We start from the raw sequence: 22,853 nt of genomic DNA, 5'->3' as shown, positions 1-22,853 counted from the left end.
CGTAGAATAAATTTGAAAGCGCTAACAGCTATTTGGTTGGCACTTGAAAGTATTTAATGAACTGGGGGTATATTTAATGAAGTTAAGAAGAATGATGTGTTGGATGCTTGTGCATGTGTTAATTGTCGCCAGCATATTGCCAGCTTCGGTATCGGCGCGTCAACTGACAGATGAAGCTACAGTGAAGTTTGTTGATATGCCGAATGACTGGTCGACAGAGGCATTGCAGTTTGCTATTGACCAAGGTTTAATGAATGGCACAAGCACCAAGGAACTCAAAATTTCTCCAGAAGGCATAATGACCAGGGCGCAATTAGCCGCTATTATGAACCGTGCTTTCGGCACGATTCATAAGGCTGACCTTGCTGGGGTCACAGACGTTTCCAAGACGGCTTGGTACGCTGAGGAAATTGCCAAAGCCAAGTATATGAAAACGTTAGTTGGCGTAAATGCGACAGGCAGTCAAATGTCTCCTGAACGTCCAATTACACACGAAGAGGCATATGCCGTATTAGCTAGGGCATTCAAGTTATCTGTAGCGTCAGATGCTCAGATCGCTGAGTACAAAGACCATGCAAAGGTATCGCCTTGGGCTGTCGAGTATGTTAAGGCGCTTGCCGGGAACGGTTATCTGGCGGACTTGCCTATTACCGAGGACAAAGAATTACGTCCTAAGGAGCCGATTAGCCGTGCTGAATTTGCCCATGTGCTCTATCAATTGACGGGCGAATTGATCAGCAGTGAGGGGACATACAGTGATGATATTAGTGGTAATCTTCTCGTTAGAACCAGTAACGTGACATTGAAGGGAATGACTATTAGCGGTAATCTGGTGCTCGGCGATGGAGTGGGAGAAGGCCATGTTACGCTAAATGACGTTACTGTAGACGGCGATGTCATTGTACGCGGCGGCGGAGTCAATTCGATCATTATTACAGGCAACAGCAAAGTGGGTAAAGTCATTATTGCCAAGGTTGGCGGCAATATTAGAGTTCAGGTTACCGATCATGCTTCCGTATCATCCGTTTATGTGGACGATGGACAGGAAAATATTATTTTACAGGGTGACATTGATTATGTTGAAGTGAATACTTCAAATCTGACAGTTGTTGTGCATAATGCGAAAGTCGACAAGCTGGTTGTCAAGGGCTCGAACGTTATGATTAAAGCCAATGCGGCAACGAAAATTGGTCAACTCCGCAGCTCGGAGCTTGCCAAGAACACCGTGCTTCTTATGGAAGGCAAGGACGGAAAAAACATTCCTAGTGGAACGGAGCTCGCTGTAGGTTCTTCAAGTACAACAGTGACAACCGTCCCCAATGTTCCGGCAGAACCTTCAACACTAACGCTTGATCAATCCTCCTTGCAATTGCTAGCAGGTGAAGAGCATCAGTTAGTGGCAACCACGAATCCTACAAGTTTGGCCAGCGGTATTGTGTGGACATCGAGCAATCCGGCAATTGCAACGGTTGATGCTTCTGGTAAAGTTAAGGCTGGAAGCACTGAAGCTTTGAAATCATTGACCAAGAGTCAAAGAACAACGACGATAACCGCAACGGTCAATGGCATAACGAAAAGCTGTACCGTTAATGTCGGTCCGGTTAAAGTGTATTTTTATCAAACGGGGGACGTTGAACTGTATCAGGTGAAGGAAGGCGTGCAAGCCATCTGGAGCAATCATAGCGCCGATGCAAAAGAGCTCGTATTTTCTCAACCTCAGTATGTAGACGGTATGACGAAGGTGACTTTCGATATTTCGACAACGAAAAACATAAATACAACGGTAAAAATAAGATACATTAATCGCTTCTATAAACCTGGATCAGGGGTCAATATTTTCGATTATGAATTGCCTGCGAATGTATTGACGGGATCTCATCAGGTCACCATTGATTTAGGTCAATTCCAGGGAACGTACGACGGAAAATATAACGGCTCCAACCCGGATTACACCGGCGCACGTCAACGTGCGTACGAAATTACTCGATTTGAAGTGGCACTATCCGGCAGCAACGCGGAGTTGGACACTCAAATCACGAATTTCAAAGTACACACAAATACATCGTATCAACCACAAATTTTTGACGTATCGAAGTTCAATGAGGTTTTCCCAGAAACTTCCGAAATTTTTTCGGTTCAGAACGAGTATGACGGACAAACCCGTGTACCTAGAATTTTCATTGCGGATCATTCGCATGACGCATGGAATCGAATTGACGAATACATCGAGATGGGCAAGGAGTGGCCCGGTCAATTCGGCGTTGATTTCAGCGTTGCCATGTTTGGAGCGAACCGGGAATCGGTAGATAAATTAAATGCTGCCGGCATCAAATCCATGTTTGAAATCAATAAATCATTCCCTTACTACACGCACTATGTGGAGTCAACAGATGATGCATTGGTAAGAGTCGGCGGCGATCGAAACAGCCCGTACTTCTTCCCCGCTCATGGAGAAGACACGACACAGCCGGCTGTATATAAGGCTTTGACGAGTATTGTCGACGAGGCCAAGCGACAAGGCTTCAAGGAATTCCTGCTTGTCGATTACGTCTGGCCCTGGGATGGAAGATGGGGTTATGGCGATGCTACGGTCCAATCCTTCAGAGAAGATCTGAATCGTACGGACGAAGGCATGTGGATTGGCGATGGCGAAGGTGGATTTAAGCATGTGGGCTTCTGGGATTATTTGAATATATACTCTGATTACCCTATTACGCCAAGCGATGTAGCCAATTTTAATGCGTTAAGCTATACGAATCCTGCTTCTCTGACATCATGGGATGAGTATGTACCTGTAAGCGAACCACAAGCGAGTATTGGTCACGACAAAATTAAGCGAAACTTGTATCTGTTTAATGCACTATGGCACTATGAGCATCTAAAGTTTTATCAGAAGCTAGGAGACTATGCAGACTCCATCGGTATGAACCTGTTTGCATCCTTCAATACAGAGGATACGATGAACGGTACGGATACCTATATGATGGGGATGCTGCGAAATATTGAAAAAGTCGGTTACGAATACTTTGGAAACCCTGGGCAAAATACAACGTTCTATCACACGATGAGATATTATACCGACAATATGAATAAGTATGGCCACGACATGTCGCTTATTGCTGAAATTAATGAAACAGGTCATGGTCCTACCAAGCATTCATGGGAAGTTGCTTATGCTTATTATTATGACAGCACAACTGTATCCAAACCGATTGATTACAACAATCAATATATGGAAGGCAGCTGGCACAAGGTTTCTGTCTATGATCCGAAGTATACATGGGACAGGTATGCCAATTGGTATTCGGGAGCAGAAGGGTTCTTGCAGTCGCACAGGGAAAGCTCTGAGCTGCAGCCTGTAAAGTCGACCGTACTCGTGTCCAGTCGCTCGGTGCTTGAATATCAAGCTGGATCGATCAATTCCTATGACCAGGCAGGCAATATCGCGAATGTGCTGGATCAATTGCACATCCCGTTCGATTCGGCAGGGAAGGAAGGATTTGACGATTACGCCAAAGATGCGAAGGTCATTGTATACTCCCCGGCGGAATCAAGCCCTAAGCACGAACAAGCACTTGAGGATTGGTTAAGCGTGGGAGTCAATAAAGCGCTTGTTACCCATTCGTTCGTGCCATTCTCCAAGGCTACGGGTATTATTGATTTGACTCCGATGGATAAAGATTTGACATGGGATGGATTCGGAAACTGGGGTACATCGTTGAATAGTCACCGAATTGATTCGAGTGGGATCATCGGTCTAACGCTGGAGTCTCCAACCCCGACGCAAAAAACGATTAGCTACACGGTCAATGGTTCTGTTCTTACAGCCGATCTAGATATTTATGAGCTTGTGGGCAGCGAAGTGCTAGTTAAGGCTGATGACGGTATAACGCCGTTAATCTCCAGAGTTGTCCGTGGCAGCAATGCAATCGTGTATATTAACGCTGATATATCCAATCGTAAGCAATTAACGCCAGCGAAAGAAGCTATGTATAGAGCGATAGCCGCTAAAGCGATGGAAATTGCAGATGTGAAGCCGGAAGTTGTTGCCGATGCAGGTCTTGCTGTGCATCTCTATGATGTGCCTGGTGGTAACTCCGTAGTGATCTGGGATAAAGAAACGTTTGTTGACCAAGGTATTAATTCTTATGAAACGATCGATGACGGTCGGAAATTCCATTATTTCTATCGGGATGAAATATCGCATGGCGAGGTTAAAGTGCCGGTAGAGAGCAAGAACACATTATATACGCTGTATGATCTTTTTGCCGATGTTGAAACGCAGGTAAACTCGGGAGCAGAAGGTGTGGTCACCTACGAGGCCATGACTTCCACGGAGTTGTTCTACCTGGGCAGATCTGACGATGCCACGTTTGCTCAAACACTTGCTGATGCTAAAGCTACGCGGGCCAAACTGGAAAAGTTTACAGTTAATATTCCGGAAGCGGATACGCTAAATACTGCCATTGACGCTTCGCCTGATAGCCGATATTTCCTGGAGATCGATGGCGGAATGACTTACGACAATTTAATGGCAACGGACGGCACGAGCGTCATATTCGAGGGACGTGACGCTTCGAGCGACGAGTGGTATACCATTGGAAGAAAAAACTTCAAGCAAATTGCTTTCAATAGCAATGAAAACTGGGGATTGCCTCTAGATCAACAATTACCGGAGGAAATCAGAGTAACTGTATCCAAAAATTCAAATACGTCCTTTGATTCCACAATTCTTACTACATTGAAGATTATAGATACGCAGAACAACAATGAAACCGTCAACGATTATTTGACAGGGATTTTAACCGAGGTAGGCGTATATAAATTCGGGGAATTTACAAATAATGCAGAAGTTTTCAGCGATTCGGGAGCCGTAATGAAATTAAGCAATCGCTTGGACTTCCATCCTCCTTATGGGAAAGCGGAAGGTCAATCCGTTTATGGCATCATAAAAAATGTTCAAGAGGCAAAATCTTTTAATGAGATCGTAGATCAAAATCCAGGAAGCCAGTATTTCCTCGCGTTCAAGGGCGGCATGGATGCTTCTTCTGTTCCTAATACCGACGGAGTAACATTGACGTTCGAGGTGCAGCATGAAGGAGCTTCGGATTGGACGGTCCTGGGCAAGAAAAATTTTGCAGATCTCTATTTCAATTCATACGAGGGTATTACGGCAGATACGACTCAATGGGCACTTGCCCTGGGCTCGATTGCGCCAGAGGAGGTCCGTGTTACGGCTTCCATGAACGGCCATCCTAGCCATGATATGTCGTACCTTACCAAGTTTGCTGTCGTTACAGGCAACGACAAAAAAGTGGTTGACTTCCTTGCCGGCACCGTACTCGAAAAAGGGCTATTGGAAGGTGGCGTGTATACGTCGGTGCAAGGCGATTACGACGATGCGTTCCTGGGATTCACCGAAGGACGATTGGGCTTGCACCCTGCATACGGTCCTAATATCGGGAAATCCATATATGCCTCGATAGCCGGAGTCAGGGAGACGATGGCGCAACCATTGCCTTTTGAGGATGCCATTATCGACTACTCGGAAAGCAGTTATTTCCTTATGTTCAGCGGAGGGATTGATGCTTCGCAGTTGGCAATCTCAGACGGGACAACGATGAGCATGGAAGGACGAGCAAATCCTTCTTCCCCGTGGACATTGTTAGGCAAAATCAACTTTGAGGGGAAAACTTGGGAGAGCGAGGAATTATGGGCGTTGCCTTTAGGTTCCGCCATTCCGCAACAAGTGCGTGTGACCGTTTCTAAGAATGGTAGTACTTCGGGCGATGGTACGCACATTACTGTTCTAGCCGCGGTGGATAAGAACAAGAATGAACAACTGGATTATCTTTCGTTCGATATCATCGAGAGCGGATTGACATTGCAGGTCGGAGATGCTACACCTGTCGTCATTGCGAATTCCGGAGCCGTTATTCAAAAGGCAGGGAACGGTTCATTGTACATTCATCCTCCTTATGTATCGGATACGGATAAATTGGTTTACGGAATGCTAGCTCCCCCACCCGGAGCCCAATTGATTGCAGATGCAAAATCCGAATATGCCGCGAGTGAGTACTTTTTGACATTCGAAGGCGGTATGGATCCTGCGTATTTGACGCAAACAGACGGAACGACGGTAACATTCGAGGGTCGCAAAGATGGGGATTCGCCGTGGACCACACTCGGAGAGATTGACTTCAATGGCAAGCCTCTTGATGACGGCAATACGTGGGCGCTGCCACTGGGCTCAACTGTACCGCAAGACATTCGGGTCAAGGTTTTCATGAATGGAGATACACCATATGATGGGACGTATCTCACAGCGCTTGCGATCATTACAAAAAATGATTTGCCAGTGCAAAACCTTCTTGCTGGTTTGTTGTCCGAGAAAGGTTTCTATAATAATGATGGTAGTTATGATTCGGTAGCGGGAGCTTTTGACGATGCAGCTATGTCGCTAAATGGCGGCAGGCTTGATATGCACCCTCCATACGCTGCGAATAAAGGGAAGTCTGTATACGGCATTCTAACGGCAGTGAATTAGGTCAAGTATTCCAAAATAAAGAGCCCGTTACAGCAAAGAAAATGCTGTAACGGGCTCTTTGAATAGGAATAGGATTGCTGCTTCGCCTTCACTTGTCTCGTCCCTGATCACTTTATTCACAATGCAGATGTTTCTTTCAGGGTACCGAGTACAAAGATAATCCGCGAAGCACTGAAAGAACGTAAAGACTTTTTATGACATTCCGTCCCTTTGTTATACGGTGTGGCAGGTTCTTTGCACAGTAAGCAGTATTCATTTATAATAAACTTAATAATAAAGTAAAAGGAACATGACCATGACAATCGAGCAACCAATTTATCTCCAAAAAATTAAACAAGATAATATGTCTGTGCTTTTGCAGCAAATATGGGAGCATGAAAGTATATCTAGAGTGGAGCTGGTCACCTTGACCAAGTTAACCTCTGGTACCGTTACCAATCTTACGCAGGTGCTTATCCAATTGGGATTAATACGGGAGTACGCCACTTCTTCTAGTGCAATTGGACGCAAACGTATGATGCTGAAGTATAATACCGAAAACTTCATGATCATCGGCATCGATATCAGTAGAACCTCATACGAGATTATCCTTACAGACTTGGCTGGACAAGTGATTAAATCCGTAGAAGGGAATACCGTAGGCATCCATCAACCTGTGAAAATTTTAGACTTAATTGCTCCGATTGTTCAAAATATGGTTGCTCACGCCTCCGCAAAGGGAATGTCGGTCATCGGATTAGGCGTCAGCATTCCTGGCCCGATAGATCGTAAAGCAGGAAAGCTGCGCATCGCGCCTAATTTCCCGGGTTGGGAGAACTTCCCGATTATTTCCGTATTAGAGGAAAAATTCGGCCTGCGCGTTTTTGTTGAGGACGATGCCCGAGCATCTGCTTTGGCCGAACGATGGTACGGTCTTGGACGAAATGTGCAGAATTCGCTGTTTATTACAATGGGCATGGGCATCGGAGGCGGCGTCATCACGAAAGGCGAGCTGGTCGAAGGGGCAAACGGACTATATGGTCAGGTTGGCCATATTACGCTCATCCCCAATGGTCTATTGTGCGATTGCGGCAATAGAGGCTGTTGGGAGACGGTCGGGTCCATTCCCGGCATTTTGCGACGCTGGTCGGCCGGTGATTCGATCGATGATTTCTTCCATGCCGTTCACCAAGAAGACCCGCATGCAGTCCAATGTCTTAAGGATACAATCAGTGATCTCGAATCCGCATTAACGACTCTGTTTAATGTATATGACCCGGAGATTATTGTTCTGGGCGGAAGGCTATACCCCTATCTCGCCATGTATATGGATGAGATAGGAGCTCGCGTCAAGGAGCGTATTTATCCTTTTGTTAGGAGTAAGCTCAGAATTGAACACGCCACATTTGGTTCTTCCCAGAATGCCAAAGGGGCAGTTGCACTCGTATTCGAACAACTGCTAACTTCGCCCTTACAGATGTTGTCTCTTGAAAGCGTTAAGGAGGAGTAAGCTTACTCCTCTTCTCGAAAGCTCCCGATCCGTTGTTGGGTTCTTCTGTTGCCACCTAGCCGGTCAGCCGAGCGGAGGGAGTCTCTATTCATTCGACAGTTATGGAGAACGCGGCGGCAATGGATGCAAATCGTGATAACCTCTTTTGGCTGCTTCATATACCATTTTTAAGGGGACAGTATACGATTTCGCCGCTGCTTCGCAATCTGCATATTCGGGAGCAAATTGTACGGTTTTCCCGCCCATGACGCCAACCTTGACTCGGATTATACCCCAGGCCGTCGCTACCTCAACCGAATGACGTTCGAGGCGTTTGCATTCTGTCCAAACGTACCGCATGCCCAGTGTAGTTGTTTCTTCAAAGATAATCGTCTCCATTGCATCCAGATATTTGGTATGCGTTAGTACATTCAACAAGAACCCCGGACGTCCTTTCTTCATTAGAATAGGAATCCAGAATACGTCATGAGCGCCTGCCGAGAGCAGCCGTTCGCTCACATAGGGACAGAACTCAGGGTTCATGTCGTCAATATTCGTCTGGAGCATAACCATTCCGGATTGTTTATGCTCAAGCTTATGCTCTTCAAACATAACCTTCCCCCTCGGTTAGTTCTACTTCCACTAATTCCTTTTGATCGTCGAAAAATTCCTGTTCAACCATCATACACAAGATGTGATAGATGGGAAGATGACGCTCTTGAATGTCGGGAGTCCTATCCCAAGGAACCCGAATGGTAACTGTGCACAGATCAGCTAAGCGACCTCCTACGTTTCCAGTCAGTCCAATAGTCGGAACCCCAAGCGCATGGGCAACCTGAACGGCGCGAACGACATTGTCGGAATTCCCTGACGTACTGATAGCCATTAACACGTCCTCCGGCTTCGCAAGTCCATAGACCTGTTGGGCAAACACCATATCTGCCGCGACATCATTAGAATAAGCCGTCATGAGAGCGGAATGGCTGACGAGCGAGATTGCTGGCAGCCCTCCCTGCAGATGCTCAGCGAGATAGGTACCGTCTTCCTTAAATACAGATTCAAGCAAGCCTCGCCGATCCGCAGATAACGGTCTTTTTGACATAAATCCCTTCATTAACTCCCCTACAATATGATCGCTGTCAGCCGCGCTCCCGCCATTCCCGCAAACCAGCAGCTTACCCTCGGAGCGAAAGGCCTTCGAAAGACAATGATAAGCTGCTACGATATCCTCCTTGCAACTCGACAAATCGGGGTACTTGGTTATTAACTCCAGCATCCAACGATCAATCAACGGATTAGAGAGCATTTCGATCTCCCCTCTCTTTAGCAATTTGGGTTATACTTCCAGACATTGCCGCCCTGATTTCTTCTGGGGAGGCCGTACCCGTCGTTCCGATCTTACGAATAACGACGGAGGATGCATAATTTGCCAGAGTAGCCGCCTCACTCCCTGACCCACCGGCACCAAGTGTACATAGTGTCGCCGCAGCGAACGCATCTCCAGCTCCAACAATATCAAGTGGAGGTTCAACCTTACGTGTAGGTACGTATACGCACTTTTCCCCCTCTACCCAGATCGCCCCTTCCGAGCCAAGCGTCATGCAGCATACACCTTGTACTTCTCCAGCCAAGCGCTGAGCCGTAGCCGCCCATTCTCCAAGAGTCTTGGACATCGGGTCTTCGTTAAACCAATAGCTTGCTTCGACCTCATTCGGCTTCACGATAACTCCGCGATACTTTCCTATTCTTTCGCGGCTATCCACTATTATGATTTTGCCTTTCGAAGCCCAGTATGTCAGCTTGCTGCGAATTCCATCCCCAATAACACCAAACGGCAATTGGTCGGTGACGGCTATAATATCGCACTGTGCGGCCATTTGGTCCAGTTTTTCGCCAAGCTTCTCCGCAAGCACTTCAGGCAGTGGTATGAAATTTTGAAAATCTAGCCTGGCGTCCTCTTGCTGCACACCCTGCAAGCCTGTTCGGATTGTTTTACAGTAAGCTGGTGTATTCCATTTCAGATCTGACAGTAAATAAGACGTATCGATGCCTCGAGTTTGCAACAGCTCCTCCAACAATTCACCTCGCCAGTCATTTCCAACAACCGAGCAGATCATCACCTTCCCGCAGCCCAAAGCTACCAGATTCGCCGCTACGTTGCCAGCTGCGCCAGGCGAGTACCGTTCTTCAACAATGGGCAACGTATAATGAGGTGTTTCACGCGACAACGTGCTGTGAGTGAGGTCCGCCACCCAATAAGCGTCAAGACCGACATCACCGATTACGCCAGCGCGCAGCGAACCAAATCCACTTAATAATTGCTCAAGTCGCGACTTGGTCATTTCCTCCGCACGATGCATAATGAATTGCTCTGATAGTTTATCTGGCTTATTCACTAATTCCATGTTCTGATCTCCCTCTGTCCTCGCCATTTTCCAAAGCATACCGAATAGCCGGAATCGTCTGGTCATGCAAACCTTCGAAATGAAATCCCTCTCCGCCAAGACTTGTTGGACGATGAATAATATTTTTGCGGGGGCGATAGTAATAATCCCAGTCCTCATAACCCACCTTTCGGTGATAGTCGCCCAGTTTAACAATATCGAAGTTAGCCGTTGTAATTTTGCTTACCGTATGTCCTAAGTTGCGGGCAATAGACAAAGCCTTCAGAAACACCTCGGGCCCTGTGACTGTTGAACCGAAGTTTGCGTATACGCCCCCTTCTAGATGAGTTACCGTGCTCGCGTATATTTGAAAGTCTCGGCCGCTTGTGCCGCCTTGTATGGCAAAATTGACATCCGGATGCTGATGAATGTTATCCGTACCGAGTGTAATGTGTACGGTACAAGGAATCCCTTTCCGACCACAGGCATTCAGCAAGCTAAATGATGAGAATGGATACAGCTCCGGATGTTGATTCATATGATCGATCAAGCTTTCTCCATAGCCCAGCCCTTTGTGATATCCTTCCTCCAACGCGAGGTGAAGAAGCTCTCCTGGCTCTTTCCACATGCCGAGCCTGCCGTTTGCCAGAGCACCAGAATCAAGCTCTTCTGTCTGACCGAAAGCGGCCAATTCCAAATCTTGAAAAGCTCCAGCTCCATTAAGTGCCAAATGAGTAACGAACCCTTGCTCGATCAAAGCAATTAGATCAGGTGACACGCCGCTTCCAATCACATTGCCGCCAAGCGATAGGATGACATGGCTTCTGTTAGTGCGGGCCTCCTGGATACGAGTGATGAGCCTATCGAATTTATCCTCACGGCTGCCGAGCCAGTTGAACTCCCTGTATGGCAATTGTTTCTTCAACATCTCAACCGTTAGGGCACCACGCCGCTCTGCAATTGGATACAGTATCCGGTTGTCGTGTGACAATCGTTCCATACGCTTGTAGGGAGGAAATACGGCTCCCAGCTCCCGCTTGCGCTCCAGAATACGATGGAATAATTGAGGAATCGTTACTTGATGCAAGCCGTGGAACAGATAACCCTTGCCGCCAATTTGACCGAGTCGATCGATGAAATTACGCCGCGGACGGTAGTAATATTCGGAGACAGTTGTCTCTGGTACATGATCTGCGTATACCGGGACGATATCGAAGTTCGCTGCTACGATCGATGACATAGGCAGCCCTTCATTGCGGCAGATACTGGCTGCCTTAAGGAAAATCTCCGGACCTGATATGGCTGAACCAAAGTTCAGAAAGACACCGCCACTTTCCATCTCCGCTACCGATTGGCACATCGTGTCAAAGTCCTTGCCGCTGGTCTGACCCAGCGCTTGGAAATCGACGATTGGATGCTGGTGAATAATATCTGTGCCGATGGAAATATGGCAGGTGTACGGAACACCAAAACGCTGGCATTGCGCAAATACACAATCCTCATAGTGAGGAAATCGCTCTGGATAGCGATTCAAGTAATGGTACAAACTCTCCCCATACCCCAAGTTTTCAATGACCCCTTGTTGAATCGCTTCATTCATATAACGCCCTGTCTCTTCCCACATCCCGAAAGAACCGTCTTCAATGGCAGTAGCTACGTCTTCAGACGTCTCGCCCAAAAAAGCCAATTCAAAGTCGTGAATACTCGTTGCTCCGTTACCCGAAACATGAGTGATAATGCCGTGTCGCACCATTTCAATTACATAGCGAGACATGCCATTTTTAATCACATGTGCGCCCATGGACCATATGACAGGTTTGCCAGCCAATCTCGCCTCGATAATGTGATCTATTAGTTGACCAAATGCCTCTTGTTCTGTTGGCATTTGTGGCCATGCCTCTGGAGTGTCCGCATGAGGCTGCGCCATATTGCGGATCGTAACCAAATTGCGTCTCCCAAACACAGAACTCGTTTTTATCCCATCGAAAGACAGCTGTCCATGACGTTTCATTGTCTTACACCTCCGCTTCAAATGACTTCAATCGTTAGCCAAGCAGACAAGCTCCCGTAGGAGTCAAGCTTCAAGGCCGCTCCTCGGGCAGCGGCTTCAGCCAAGGTCCACTTCGGCGGTACATTGAACGGCTCCAGCCCAATATTGTACTCGCATCCGAAGAATGGAGCGTCTGAGTCGGCCGCAAAGTTCTGCCAATACCATGTGTATGGCCATATCGCCGCATTCCAGCTAACGGATAGCGCTAACCCTTTAGAGCTGCCGTTCAGGCGATAGTTTCCTGTTGTACATTCAACTGCAAGCAGTGGTCTCGAGGTTCCAGGTGCTGCCAAGAAAGAGAGGTTAACCTGGTCATCTGACCCGGGCATCCATGGCCATTCGCTTCGCTCATCCGTCTCCATATTGACTACCGCTGAACCGTGTGCGAACTCGATCGTCGAATACTCATTGAGGAACGGTGCTCCGAAGGCCAGATGATGGCCCCAATTGAATTCCAATGGTTTCGGCGACTCGTTGATGACCGTTTCTTCCAAACGTACGATTGTTTCACCACGCCTTAGAATGAATGTTTTTTCTACCTTAAGGGGTAAAGAACGGAGACGATTGCTCAGACGTACTCGAAGCTCCTCCTCATCCTCCCGAATTAACTCGTAATCCCAAGGTGTAATAGCCGATTCGCCCCTATGTACCGTTGTACCTCGGTAGACATGTGTCTGGCTCACTTCCGGGAGCATCTCCTGCCAACCACCCATATAAGTCATTTGATAGTCAGGATATAAGGCGTGCTGCGGTAGCAGACCCATTCGTGTATGCCAGATAAAATCAGTATCGCTTGGCTTGTGAAGCCAACGGACGGGTTCTCCGCCTCTATCCAACAACAAAATAATTTGTATCAGGTCATTCTCCAATAGAATGCTGCGATACCCCTTGTATTGCAGATCATCCATCACGCGACAGCCGTGATTGCGATAACGTTTGTAATAGGAAGACATGGTTACAGACCCAATTGCGCGAGCCACTCGCCCCGGTTGCCGAAGTCCCCCGAGATCCAATCGGCGCCAGCTGCCTCTAAACGCTTCTGTTTGACCGTGTTCAGTCCCTCTCTTTTTTCCTCGTCACTCGCCAGTCCGAGTGAGATGCCTCCGGCTTCTTTTCCAAGAGCGATCTCTACCTTGCCGTCACCAATTACTGCCAATTCCTGTCCCGAGAGCCCTTTGTCCCGAATAAGATCCTGTAATACCTTCTCCTTAGAGCACTCTGCCTTTCCTACTGGGGCGCCGGCTATTTCCGTTATATAAGGAGCAATACCAAGTACCTCGGCCTCACGAACGACATCGGGATGATCCGTTCCGCTCGCCACATACATTTCAATACCACGACTATGCAGCTCCTGAATAAAAGCGACAGCCCCTTTGATTAGATAGTCTTCCGCCTTCAATTTCCCTTCGCTTAGCAGCTTAATTCGTTGTTCAACTCGCTCCAGCAACCGTTCGTTATAGATCGCTTTATATTCCCATTCGTCCAATACAAGGTTATTCCACGCCTTTTCCTTAACCGTAGCTGTAAGCCAGCGCATCTGATAAACCGTTTGAATACCTGTCGACTGATCAATATACTCATCGATCTCCCGAACCAACGCCTCCACTTGTTCTTCACTCAGCTTGCTGTTACCAACAATTGACTCATACATGAATGGTCGCATGATCTCTTCCCAACCCGCACGAAGAGTGGACACGGTTCCATCGAAATCGAATACCACTGCTTTAATTGCCGCCATGTAAATCCCGCCTTTTCTTAATGAATAAGATTTATTATTAATATGATGTTTTCATACGCATATACTAACAGCATAGAGGGGAAAATAAAAGACTTTTCTTATTTAATAAGTTATTTACATATACCGAAGTATAATTTATACTCTGAGTAAGCCGGATGATGTACTACCTAAGCGATCCGTGCATTAGTTTATTCATTAAAATTTTACTTGTACATTCGTGTTATGACTGGGAGGATCGTTATGACTAACCATATTACAACGTTAACGTTGGAGGAGAAAGATGCCGCACTCGGCTCATTACTTCGTTCTCTTGGCAGTGCTTTAATTGCCTTCTCTGGAGGTGTTGATAGCACTTTTTTATTAAGACGGGCTCAGCAAGAGCTAGGCCTGCACGCGACCGCGGTTACAGCCGCTTCCGAAACCTTCCCGAGCCGTGAATTCGACGCCGCTGTGAAATTGGCTTCCGATATGAACGTTCCTCATTTGTTGACTGAAATCTCCGAGCTTGATAATGAACAGTTTGTGGCCAACGCACCCGACCGCTGCTACCATTGTAAAAAAGGCTTGTACGCACACCTGAGACGACTGGCTGCGGAGCATGCTCTACCTTATATCCTGGATGGAACCAACATAGACGACCTCGGTGACTATCGACCGGGCTTAGCGGCCAAATCAGAAGAAGGCGTCCGCAGCCTGCTTGTAGAAGCCGGCATGACTAAAGAAGACATTCGCACCTTGTCCAAGGAGTTGAATTTACCTACATGGAACAAGCCCTCCTTCGCCTGTCTATCTTCACGAATTCCATACGGGACTCCAATCGAACTTGAGATGATTAATCAATTAGACAAGTCGGAGCAATACTTGCTTGATCTCGGATTTTATCAGGTAAGGGTCAGGCATCACGGTGAGATTGCCCGCCTGGAATTGATGCCACAGGACATGATGAAAGCCATAGACCATCATGACTCAATCACCGCCGCTTTGCGCAGTTATGGATTCAAGTATGTAACCTTAGACCTGCAAGGCTATCGGACTGGGAGCATGAATGAAACCCTCCCTGTGAGGAGAATATGATGGCTGACAAAGGATACGAAGATGTTCAGGTTGCGAAGTATGCCAACTTAGATATAGATAGAGAACGGCGCCTCGGATTTCCTGAAGTTATTTACGGGGAGAACAAGTCTGCCGAGCAACTGATTGGAATTGCCGAAACGATGAGGGAACATGCCTCAAGACTGCTAATAACGCGGGTAGACTCTGGGAAAGCAGAGCTTGTGACTTCCCGCGTGCCAGGACTTATTCACCATGTGGACGCTCATGCGCTAACTGGATTCGGAAATGTACCACCTGCGGATCGCAATGGCTATATTGCAGTCGTCTGCGCAGGCACCTCCGATCTGCGGGTAGCCGAAGAAGCGGCCATTACACTCGAGATGATGGGAAGCCGCGTGGAGCGAATTTCCGATGTTGGGGTCGCAGGCATACACCGCCTCTTCGCCCGACTTCATGTGATTCAGGAAGCCGATGTCGTTATCGCCATTGCTGGCATGGAAGGTGCGCTGCCGAGTGTACTCGGCGGATTGGTGGCCAAGCCATTGATCGCTGTCCCTACAAGCGTGGGCTATGGCACCGGTCTAAACGGGTTAATCGCGATGGGAGCCATGTTGAATGGCTGCGCCCCTGGCGTCACTGTCGTCAATATCGATAATGGATTTGGCGCAGCTTACGCAGCCGCATCCATTCACAGGCAAATACGAAGGGAGAACTAACCTCATGAAAATCATTTACTTAGATTGCATAGCCGGCATTAGCGGCGATATGACACTAGGAGCTCTTGTCGACGCGGGCGCCGATTCCAATTACATCGAAACTGAACTTGCGAAGCTTTCCGTCTCACCTTTCTCGCTATCATGGAATCGCGTCAACAAAAAGGGTATCTCCGCCATTAAAGCCGATGTCCAGGTTGATCCCCATTCTTCACCTGCTCAGCATTCGCATTACAGTGACATCATACAGATGATTCGTGATGCCAACCTTCCTGAACGTGTCACTGCCAGAAGTCTGGCCATATTTGAACGAATCGCTATTGCAGAAGGGAAAATTCATGGCCTTCCCTTAGAGAAGGTCCATTTCCACGAGGTAGGCGCCGTCGATTCAATTGTAGATACAGTTGGTGTCGCATTGGCGTTAGAGTCGCTGCAGATAGACTCTATTTGGTGCTCCCCCGTACCGCTCGGCTATGGGACTGTTGTCTGCGCACATGGCATTTATCCCGTTCCAGCCCCTGCTACACTAGAGATATTGAAGGGCATACCCCTTGCATCCTTGCCCATTCAGAAAGAGCTGACGACACCAACGGGAGCTGGCATCGTCAGTGCACTCGTGGATGAATTCCATGTGTCGCTTCCTAGCATGACGGTTACGTCCATTGGTTATGGCGCAGGTACTAGAGACTTGTCAGAGCGCCCTAATGTGCTGCGTGCCATTGTTGGAAACCGGGAACCATTTTCTGGAGTCACTCCTCATTCACATCAACAGGCTCATGGGCACCATGAACACAGTCATTCGCATCAACATGCTCATGAAAACCATAATCATCATGAACACAGCCATTCTCATTCAGAGTCTCACTCTCATGCCCACCCTCAAGATCATCACCATGATACTGAATCTCAATAAATCATGCACTTTAATCCTAAAGAAAACATTCATGAAACCAATAGGGAGCCTTTAGACGGATTAATTCGTCTAAAGACTCCCTATTTGTCGTAATTAATCACCTACTATAAAGGAGATCATTTACCCAGGCTCACGTCGTCCAATGATTCTTTACTTAACACAAGGTTCCCTGTGTCATTTTCGGGAAGACTTAGGGTAAAATAAACAACAAATCTATCTCTTCCCATTCTGTTATTCAATCCATTTGATCTACGTATGTCGTTCTATATTTGCTAATTATCTTTTTATAGCCCTTCAGTTCATCTCATCAAGTACCAATCCTTCATGAAAAAAATTTAATCTGCGTTATTGAAATTTTGATTAAATTGGTTCATGATTACTTTTTACAGCTTGAAATCGACCATTGTTTTTATGATTACGGTGAGTCGAATGACATATGTTTGGCTTCATTTGAATGCTTGCTGAATAATGTCTGTTATGCCAACAGATTTGATTCATTCGAGGCTTGCGCCTGGCGATGAACCCTTCCCATAAAGCTGGAAGCAGTATATCAAATGATCTCTAAGGAGGATTCGTGATTATGTCCACACCACAACTTACGATCGTCGGGCTCGGCTCAGGCGATCCGGAGCAATTGACACTCGGTGTCTGGCGCAGACTGCTTGCTGCAGAGCGAGTATTTGTACGCACAGAGCAGCACCCAGCGATGTCATTGCTGCAAGAGAATGACATTGCGTATACGTCATTCGATGCGCTTTATGAGCAGCATGATTCCTTTCCAGACGTGTATAAGGCAATCGCAGAAACGCTTACAGCTGAAGCGAAAAACAGCGCAACGCCTATTATTTATGCGGTGCCAGGTCACCCTATGGTTGCCGAGCGTACGGTCCAGCTGCTCCGCGAGCAATGTCTTGCAGAAGGCATTGAGCTGCAAATTATTGGAGGCGAGAGCTTCCTTGACCAAGCATTCGTCAGTCTGGGCATAGACCCTATCGAAGGCTTTGCCCTGCTGGATGCGGCTGAGCTGCAGCCTTCGCTGCTACAGCCGCAGCTTCACACGCTGATCGGACAAGTGTATGATACGTACACGGCATCGGACGTCAAGCTGGCGCTGATGGAAAGATACCCAGACGATTATGAAGTGGTTGTCGGTCATGCGCTGGGGGTGCCCGCTGAGCAGCAAATCCTTCGCGTGCCGCTGTACGAGTTGGATCGCACGCCAGGCTACGGCAATCTTTCGCTCATCTGGGTGCCGCGCTCAGACGATCCATCGCTTCGCAATCGGTCCTTCGAGCGACTGCATGAGATTGTAGCTATCTTACGCAGTCCGGATGGCTGCCCTTGGGACATCGAGCAAACGCATCAGTCCATTCGCAAAAATTTCATTGAAGAGCTGTATGAAGCGCTCGAAGCAATTGACAACGATGATCCAGATGGCATGCAGGAGGAATTCGGCGACGTCATCCTTCAAGTGATGCTTCACAGCCAAATGGAAGAAGAGACGGGCGCATTTTCGGTCTATGATGTGATACAATCACTTAACGAGAAACTTATTTTCCGCCATCCGCATGTTTTTGGTGAGCAAGACGCCAGCGATTCTCAGGAAGCGCTAGCCAATTGGGAGCAACGGAAAGCCGAAGAGAAGCGCCTGAAAGGAACCGATACGAACCGCGTATCGATACTAGATGGTATCCCGTCTGACCTGCCCGCTTTGATGAAAGCTTACAAGCTTCAAAAAAAGGCAGCCAAGGTAGGCTTTGATTGGGACGAGCTTGGTCCTGTCCTCGGTAAGATTGAAGAGGAGCTTGCTGAGCTTCGTGAAGCGATTGCAACGCAATCAGAAGATGAGCAAGCCTCAGAGCTTGGCGATTTGCTGTTTGCCGTCGTCAATGCCTCGCGCTTTATCCATGCTGATCCGGAAGAGGCGCTTGCCCGTACGAATAAGAAATTCCGCAGTAGATTCGCATATATTGAGGAACAGCTTCGTATAAGCGGCAAGCAATTTGACCAGACTGATTTAACAGAAATGGATCGTTTATGGGAAGAGGCTAAGCGTCAATCATCGCTTTGATTTCTCATGAATCGCCTTTTTTCGGCACCATTCGCAAAAAAATTTCAAGCAGCGGCAGGATTTATTTACAGGCAGGCAGAATAAGTATTCTTCGAGAGAGCAAAAATGGGAAGCAACGGCGGCGCATCAAGCGTCGACCACAAATAATGGTTATCAATTAGGAGGATTTTATAATGAACAAAACAGACTTGATCAACAACATTGCAGAAAAAAGCGGTTTGACTAAACGTGACGTAGAAGCTGTACTTAACGGTTTCTTGGGCGAAGTAACGGATGCACTTGCAGGCGGAGACAAAGTACAATTGATCGGCTTCGGTACTTTCGAAACTCGCAAACGTGCTGGACGCACTGGACGCAACCCGCAAACAGGCGCTCCAATCGAAATCTCAGAAGCAAAAGTTCCTGCATTCAAAGCAGGCAACAAATTGAAAGAAGCTATCCAATAGTTTATGCGATTAGATAAATTTCTTAAGGTATCCCGGTTGATCAAGCGTCGTACCGTTGCGAAGGATGTATCCGAGCAAGGTCGCGTATGGATCAATGGCCGCGAAGCGAAAGCGAGTAGTGCCGTCAAAGCCGGGGACGAGCTCCAAATCCAATACGGCCAGAAAATCGTAACTGTACGCATCGAGCGAACTGCGGAGACGACCCGTAAGGATGAAGCCGGTGAGCTTTATACCTTGTTGAAAGAAGAACAACGCCAGCGCGAGAATACGCTCGACTGGGAACAATCGAAATAACAACGAGGCTGCATACAAGCATATAACTTGTATGCAGCCTTTTTTTGTAGGCACATAAATGCAAACAAAATAAAATAATCTGTTTCAACAGGATGAAATGGGTTTACATATTCGGAGGACTATTCGATGAATCATATGCAGCTAACCGTTCCCGAATATCGGCGGAAGGGTTTTTCTTTGCTAGGACATGCTTTTGCTCTCTTTTTCAAGAACAGTTGGCCGATTTTGTTAATTGTAGCCATAGTGTCTATACCGATTGAGGCAATCAAAAACTATTATTTTTTTGAGCCTGATCATAGCGGAATCTTTTTTCCTGATGGGAAAATGGATACGATTGTAGACCTCCTTTTCTTAAGCTCGATTACCCCAATGGTTGTTCACTACATACTAGGCAGAGTGGCAGGAGCGGAATCAAGCTTCAAGCAATCACTCTTATGGGGTCTGAAAAAATGGCCGCGCATGATCGTCTACAATTTCTTGCAGGGCGCAGTCATATTGGCGGGCATTTTCGTGTTTGTTGTTCCAGGTGTCCTGTTCGCGGTATGGCTGCTTCTGCTGCCTATTGTGGTTGCTCTGTTTGATACTAGTCGAGTGAATCCTATGACGATTAGCCGGGAATTCGCGCGCAAGCGTTATTTCAAATTTATTGGCTATGGGCTTGCTGGTTATGCGATGGCAATCGTGTTTGTCATTATTCAAGGCATAATATTCACTCTCTTAGTGAGCCAATCATGGATTACGGCTACAATATTCGATATGTTCTTCAATTGGTTTTTTCAGTTGGCAACAGTTGTGCTGCTGCTCGTATTCCTGCAAGTGAACACCGAGAGAGTAAGCCAGGAGCAGGAAGCTATCAAACAAGCATTGTAGGTTCTAAATCCAGCCTTTGCCCCATAAGCTAGTCTTAACATAATAAGAGAGCGCAAGCGTACTGCTTGTACCGGCTTATGTTGATTGTGCGAAACGGATACTGTGCCGCCATTGGCCGGCGATAGCCGTTGCGCCTAGACATGCTAATGGAGCGGAGGACGAGTCTATGGTTGACCAAGGCAAGGTGGTGCAGAAGCGTCAGGAAGTGAAATTGATGAATCGCAAGCTGCTCGAGCTTACGGGTGTTGTAAAAGTAGAGAGCTTCGACAGCGAAGAGTTTTTACTGGAGACAGAGCTTGGCTTCCTGGCGGTAAAGGGCCAAAATTTGCATATGAAGCATCTAAGCTTGGAACAGGGAATGGTGGCAATTGAGGGGCTTGTCCATTCACTCGCCTATATGGACGGCAGCAATACGGCATCCAAATCCAAAGGACTGTTCGGGAAGCTATTCAAGTGACGCTCAGTATGCAGTGGTTGACGATGGCAGTCATGCTGCTGTCGGGCCTTGGCATGGGAACGGTATTCGACGGCTATCGGGTCGTGACGAATGAACTGAAATTCCCGCGCTGGTGGCTTCCGGTGCTTGACGTGATGTATTGGACGGCAGCAGCGCTAGTCGTTTTTCGGGTGTTGTACGCCAGCAACAACGGCGAGGTGCGGGCGTATGTTTTTATCGGACTGGCTATCGGCATCATCATCTATTATTTCCTGCTCAGCAGAGTTGTCATCGCGGTCGTCAAATGGCTGATCGGAGCTGTGAGGAAGCTGATCAACTTTGTGCTCAAATGCTTGGATATTCTTGTCGTAAAGCCTTTGAAGCTGTTCTACAAAGTACTGTTGGTTATTTTCGCGTTTGGGTCTGCGTTCACTATTTTCATATTGAAAATTGTGATACAATTAGTCCGTCCTTTTTGGAAATTGTTTGTTTGGATGGTAAGACCAGTCACTCGCCCGCTGGGGCGCTGGCTATCTCATTATGCATCCAAATGGCAATGGAGCGAGAAAGCAGGCAGAATAGGACAACAAATCGCTCGATTGTGGGGCAAATGGTTTAGGAGGTAACACCGCTCATGGCAACAGCAGATAATAAGATGTCAGGGAATGCTGGCACGAAGCGCCGGTTTAAGCTTTGGATGATGTTCATCGTGCTATTTATGGGCTGGGCGGCGTATACGATCTTTGGCCAGATGCAGCAGAAGGATGCTACAGGCATTAAGCTAAACGCTATTCAAGAGCAGATTAATGCATCAGTCAAGGAAACCGAGGCGCTAAACCGCCAAGTTGAACGTTTAAATGACCCAGAATATATTGAACAATTGGCAACCAAAGAGCAGGGTATGGTCAAGAAGGGCGTTCAGCAAATTTTTAGCGACTAAATAGGGCTCTGAATCGGGTGAACGTCTGTTGACCTTACTTGAACGGTTCGGTTATAATCACGTTAATAGCGTTTTCGCAAAACTTTTAGCACATGCTTATGAATTCAGTTTTGCTTCGCATAACTTTTAGGGAGGAACATTTTATTTTATGGCAATTGAAGTGGGCGCTAAGTTAGAAGGAAAAGTGACAGGCATTACGCATTTTGGGGCATTTGTCGACTTGTCGGGAGGTGTCACGGGTCTTGTTCACATTTCGGAAATTGCTGATAATTACGTCAAAGACGTGAAGGATCACCTGAAAATCGACGATGTTGTCAAAGTTAAAGTGATCAACGTGGACAAAGACGGAAAGATCGGACTTTCCATTAAGCAAGCCATTGACCGGCCGGAAGGCCAACCAGCGCCACAACAACGTGAGCGTCATAGCGGAGGCGGCGGTGGAAGCACTGGCGGCGGTAGTGGTGGTGGTGGCGAACGTTTCAATCGCGGCGGTGGCGGCGGCGGTGGTGGCGGACGTCCCTTCAACAAGCAATCGGCTGGCAGACCGGCATACGGTAAACCGTCATTCGAGGATAAAGTGTCACGGTTCCTGAAAGACAGCGAAGAGCGCATCTCCTCTTTGAAGAAGAATACGGAGGGCAAACGCGGCGGACGCGGTGCCAAGCGAGTATAAGCTGGATCCTCATAACACTATACATGGAGCAGAACCTAATCGGTTCTGCTTTTTTTGATGTATAGGAGGGATATGATTTTACTCATCCTCTCTCTATACATTTCGCTGAAACGATGACGTCTATAGTAAGGGCGCCTTCAGGCATATCTGCTTATGTGTTGGCCCCTTTCCGCAATTAATGATGGAAGCGCTTCCTGAATGCTGTCGAAGCGGGGAAAAACGCCTGCATATGCGCGTTATAGCTTGATTTCAAGACG

At 47.4% G+C, this 22,853-nt stretch carries 19 protein-coding genes; 13 read left to right on the top strand and 6 right to left on the bottom strand.

Features of this window, described 5'->3' with window-relative positions; genetic code table 11:
* The first annotated feature begins 76 nt into the window (after window positions 1-76).
* Window positions 77-6,547 (top strand): S-layer homology domain-containing protein, encoded by a 6,471-nt coding sequence (locus FGT79_RS27450; protein ID WP_138756035.1) that lies wholly within the window; start codon window positions 77-79, stop codon window positions 6,545-6,547.
* Between the two features lie 295 nt (window positions 6,548-6,842).
* Entirely contained in the window at window positions 6,843-8,036 is a 1,194-nt protein-coding gene (locus tag FGT79_RS27445; protein WP_171056478.1) for an ROK family transcriptional regulator, read from the top strand.
* Between the two features lie 99 nt (window positions 8,037-8,135).
* Here the strand turns inward: FGT79_RS27445 and larC2 are convergent, their stop codons facing one another.
* Genes larC2 through FGT79_RS27415 form a run of 6 tightly spaced genes read right to left on the bottom strand, consistent with a single transcriptional unit; the run spans window position 8,136 to window position 14,187 of the window.
* On the bottom strand, window positions 8,136-8,627 hold the full coding sequence (gene larC2 / locus FGT79_RS27440) for a nickel pincer cofactor biosynthesis protein LarC2 (RefSeq protein ID WP_138756033.1): 492 nt from the start codon (window positions 8,625-8,627) through the stop codon (window positions 8,136-8,138).
* On the bottom strand, window positions 8,620-9,321 hold the full coding sequence (locus FGT79_RS27435) for a D-sedoheptulose-7-phosphate isomerase (RefSeq protein WP_246096659.1): 702 nt from the start codon (window positions 9,319-9,321) through the stop codon (window positions 8,620-8,622). Before FGT79_RS27435 ends, larC2 begins: the two co-directional genes overlap by 8 nt.
* Complete coding sequence (locus FGT79_RS27430; protein ID WP_171056477.1) at window positions 9,311-10,420, bottom strand: bifunctional heptose 7-phosphate kinase/heptose 1-phosphate adenyltransferase; 1,110 nt, start codon at window positions 10,418-10,420, stop codon at window positions 9,311-9,313. The genes FGT79_RS27435 and FGT79_RS27430 overlap by 11 nt, the downstream gene beginning before the upstream one ends.
* On the bottom strand, window positions 10,404-12,410 hold the full coding sequence (locus FGT79_RS31665; RefSeq protein ID WP_212758642.1) for a GSU2086 family protein: 2,007 nt from the start codon (window positions 12,408-12,410) through the stop codon (window positions 10,404-10,406). The genes FGT79_RS27430 and FGT79_RS31665 overlap by 17 nt, the downstream gene beginning before the upstream one ends.
* A 17-nt stretch (window positions 12,411-12,427) precedes the next feature.
* Window positions 12,428-13,357 carry a DUF4432 family protein gene (locus FGT79_RS27420; RefSeq protein ID WP_212758640.1) on the bottom strand — a complete coding sequence of 310 codons (930 nt, stop codon included), beginning with the start codon at window positions 13,355-13,357 and terminating at the stop codon, window positions 12,428-12,430.
* 47 nt (window positions 13,358-13,404) lie between these two features.
* Window positions 13,405-14,187 carry an HAD family hydrolase gene (locus tag FGT79_RS27415; protein WP_138756030.1) on the bottom strand — a complete coding sequence of 261 codons (783 nt, stop codon included), beginning with the start codon at window positions 14,185-14,187 and terminating at the stop codon, window positions 13,405-13,407.
* A 240-nt stretch (window positions 14,188-14,427) separates the two neighbouring features.
* Between FGT79_RS27415 and larE the strand changes: the two genes are divergently transcribed.
* From larE to FGT79_RS27360, 11 genes are all read left to right on the top strand, one after another.
* Window positions 14,428-15,261 (top strand): ATP-dependent sacrificial sulfur transferase LarE, encoded by an 834-nt coding sequence (larE, locus tag FGT79_RS27410; protein ID WP_138756029.1) that lies wholly within the window; start codon window positions 14,428-14,430, stop codon window positions 15,259-15,261.
* Window positions 15,258-15,956, top strand: a complete 699-nt coding sequence (gene larB / locus FGT79_RS27405; protein WP_138756028.1) for a nickel pincer cofactor biosynthesis protein LarB — start codon at window positions 15,258-15,260, stop codon at window positions 15,954-15,956. The genes larE and larB overlap by 4 nt, the downstream gene beginning before the upstream one ends.
* A 4-nt stretch (window positions 15,957-15,960) precedes the next feature.
* Entirely contained in the window at window positions 15,961-16,866 is a 906-nt protein-coding gene (gene larC, locus FGT79_RS27400; protein ID WP_138756027.1) for a nickel pincer cofactor biosynthesis protein LarC, read from the top strand.
* Window positions 16,867-17,446: 580 nt separating this feature from the next.
* Window positions 17,447-18,937, top strand: a complete 1,491-nt coding sequence (gene yabN / locus FGT79_RS27395) for a bifunctional methyltransferase/pyrophosphohydrolase YabN (protein ID WP_138756026.1) — start codon at window positions 17,447-17,449, stop codon at window positions 18,935-18,937.
* Window positions 18,938-19,110: 173 nt separating this feature from the next.
* Complete coding sequence (locus FGT79_RS27390) at window positions 19,111-19,383, top strand: HU family DNA-binding protein (protein WP_053373361.1); 273 nt, start codon at window positions 19,111-19,113, stop codon at window positions 19,381-19,383.
* A 3-nt stretch (window positions 19,384-19,386) separates the two neighbouring features.
* Window positions 19,387-19,677: an RNA-binding S4 domain-containing protein gene (locus tag FGT79_RS27385; protein ID WP_138756025.1), complete on the top strand. Its 291-nt coding sequence runs from the start codon at window positions 19,387-19,389 to the stop codon at window positions 19,675-19,677.
* 126 nt (window positions 19,678-19,803) lie between these two features.
* Window positions 19,804-20,547, top strand: coding sequence for a hypothetical protein (locus FGT79_RS27380; RefSeq protein ID WP_138756024.1), 744 nt, complete (start codon window positions 19,804-19,806; stop codon window positions 20,545-20,547).
* A gap of 166 nt (window positions 20,548-20,713) precedes the next feature.
* A complete protein-coding gene (gene yabP, locus FGT79_RS27375) occupies window positions 20,714-21,004 on the top strand; it encodes a sporulation protein YabP (protein WP_138756023.1) in 291 nt (96 codons plus the stop codon).
* Window positions 21,001-21,609, top strand: coding sequence for a spore cortex biosynthesis protein YabQ (yabQ, locus tag FGT79_RS27370; RefSeq protein ID WP_246096658.1), 609 nt, complete (start codon window positions 21,001-21,003; stop codon window positions 21,607-21,609). The genes yabP and yabQ overlap by 4 nt, the downstream gene beginning before the upstream one ends.
* Before the next feature lie 8 nt (window positions 21,610-21,617).
* Window positions 21,618-21,923 carry an FtsB family cell division protein gene (locus tag FGT79_RS27365; RefSeq protein WP_138756022.1) on the top strand — a complete coding sequence of 102 codons (306 nt, stop codon included), beginning with the start codon at window positions 21,618-21,620 and terminating at the stop codon, window positions 21,921-21,923.
* A gap of 148 nt (window positions 21,924-22,071) precedes the next feature.
* Window positions 22,072-22,596 carry a S1 domain-containing RNA-binding protein gene (locus FGT79_RS27360; protein WP_138756021.1) on the top strand — a complete coding sequence of 175 codons (525 nt, stop codon included), beginning with the start codon at window positions 22,072-22,074 and terminating at the stop codon, window positions 22,594-22,596.
* Window positions 22,597-22,853 lie beyond the last annotated feature (257 nt).

This window comes from Paenibacillus sinopodophylli, assembly GCF_005930355.1.
Taxonomy (GTDB): domain Bacteria; phylum Bacillota; class Bacilli; order Paenibacillales; family Paenibacillaceae; genus Pristimantibacillus; species Pristimantibacillus sinopodophylli.
The sequence above is the reverse complement of the archived record's forward strand: the minus strand, read 5'-3'. Positions and strand labels throughout refer to the sequence as shown.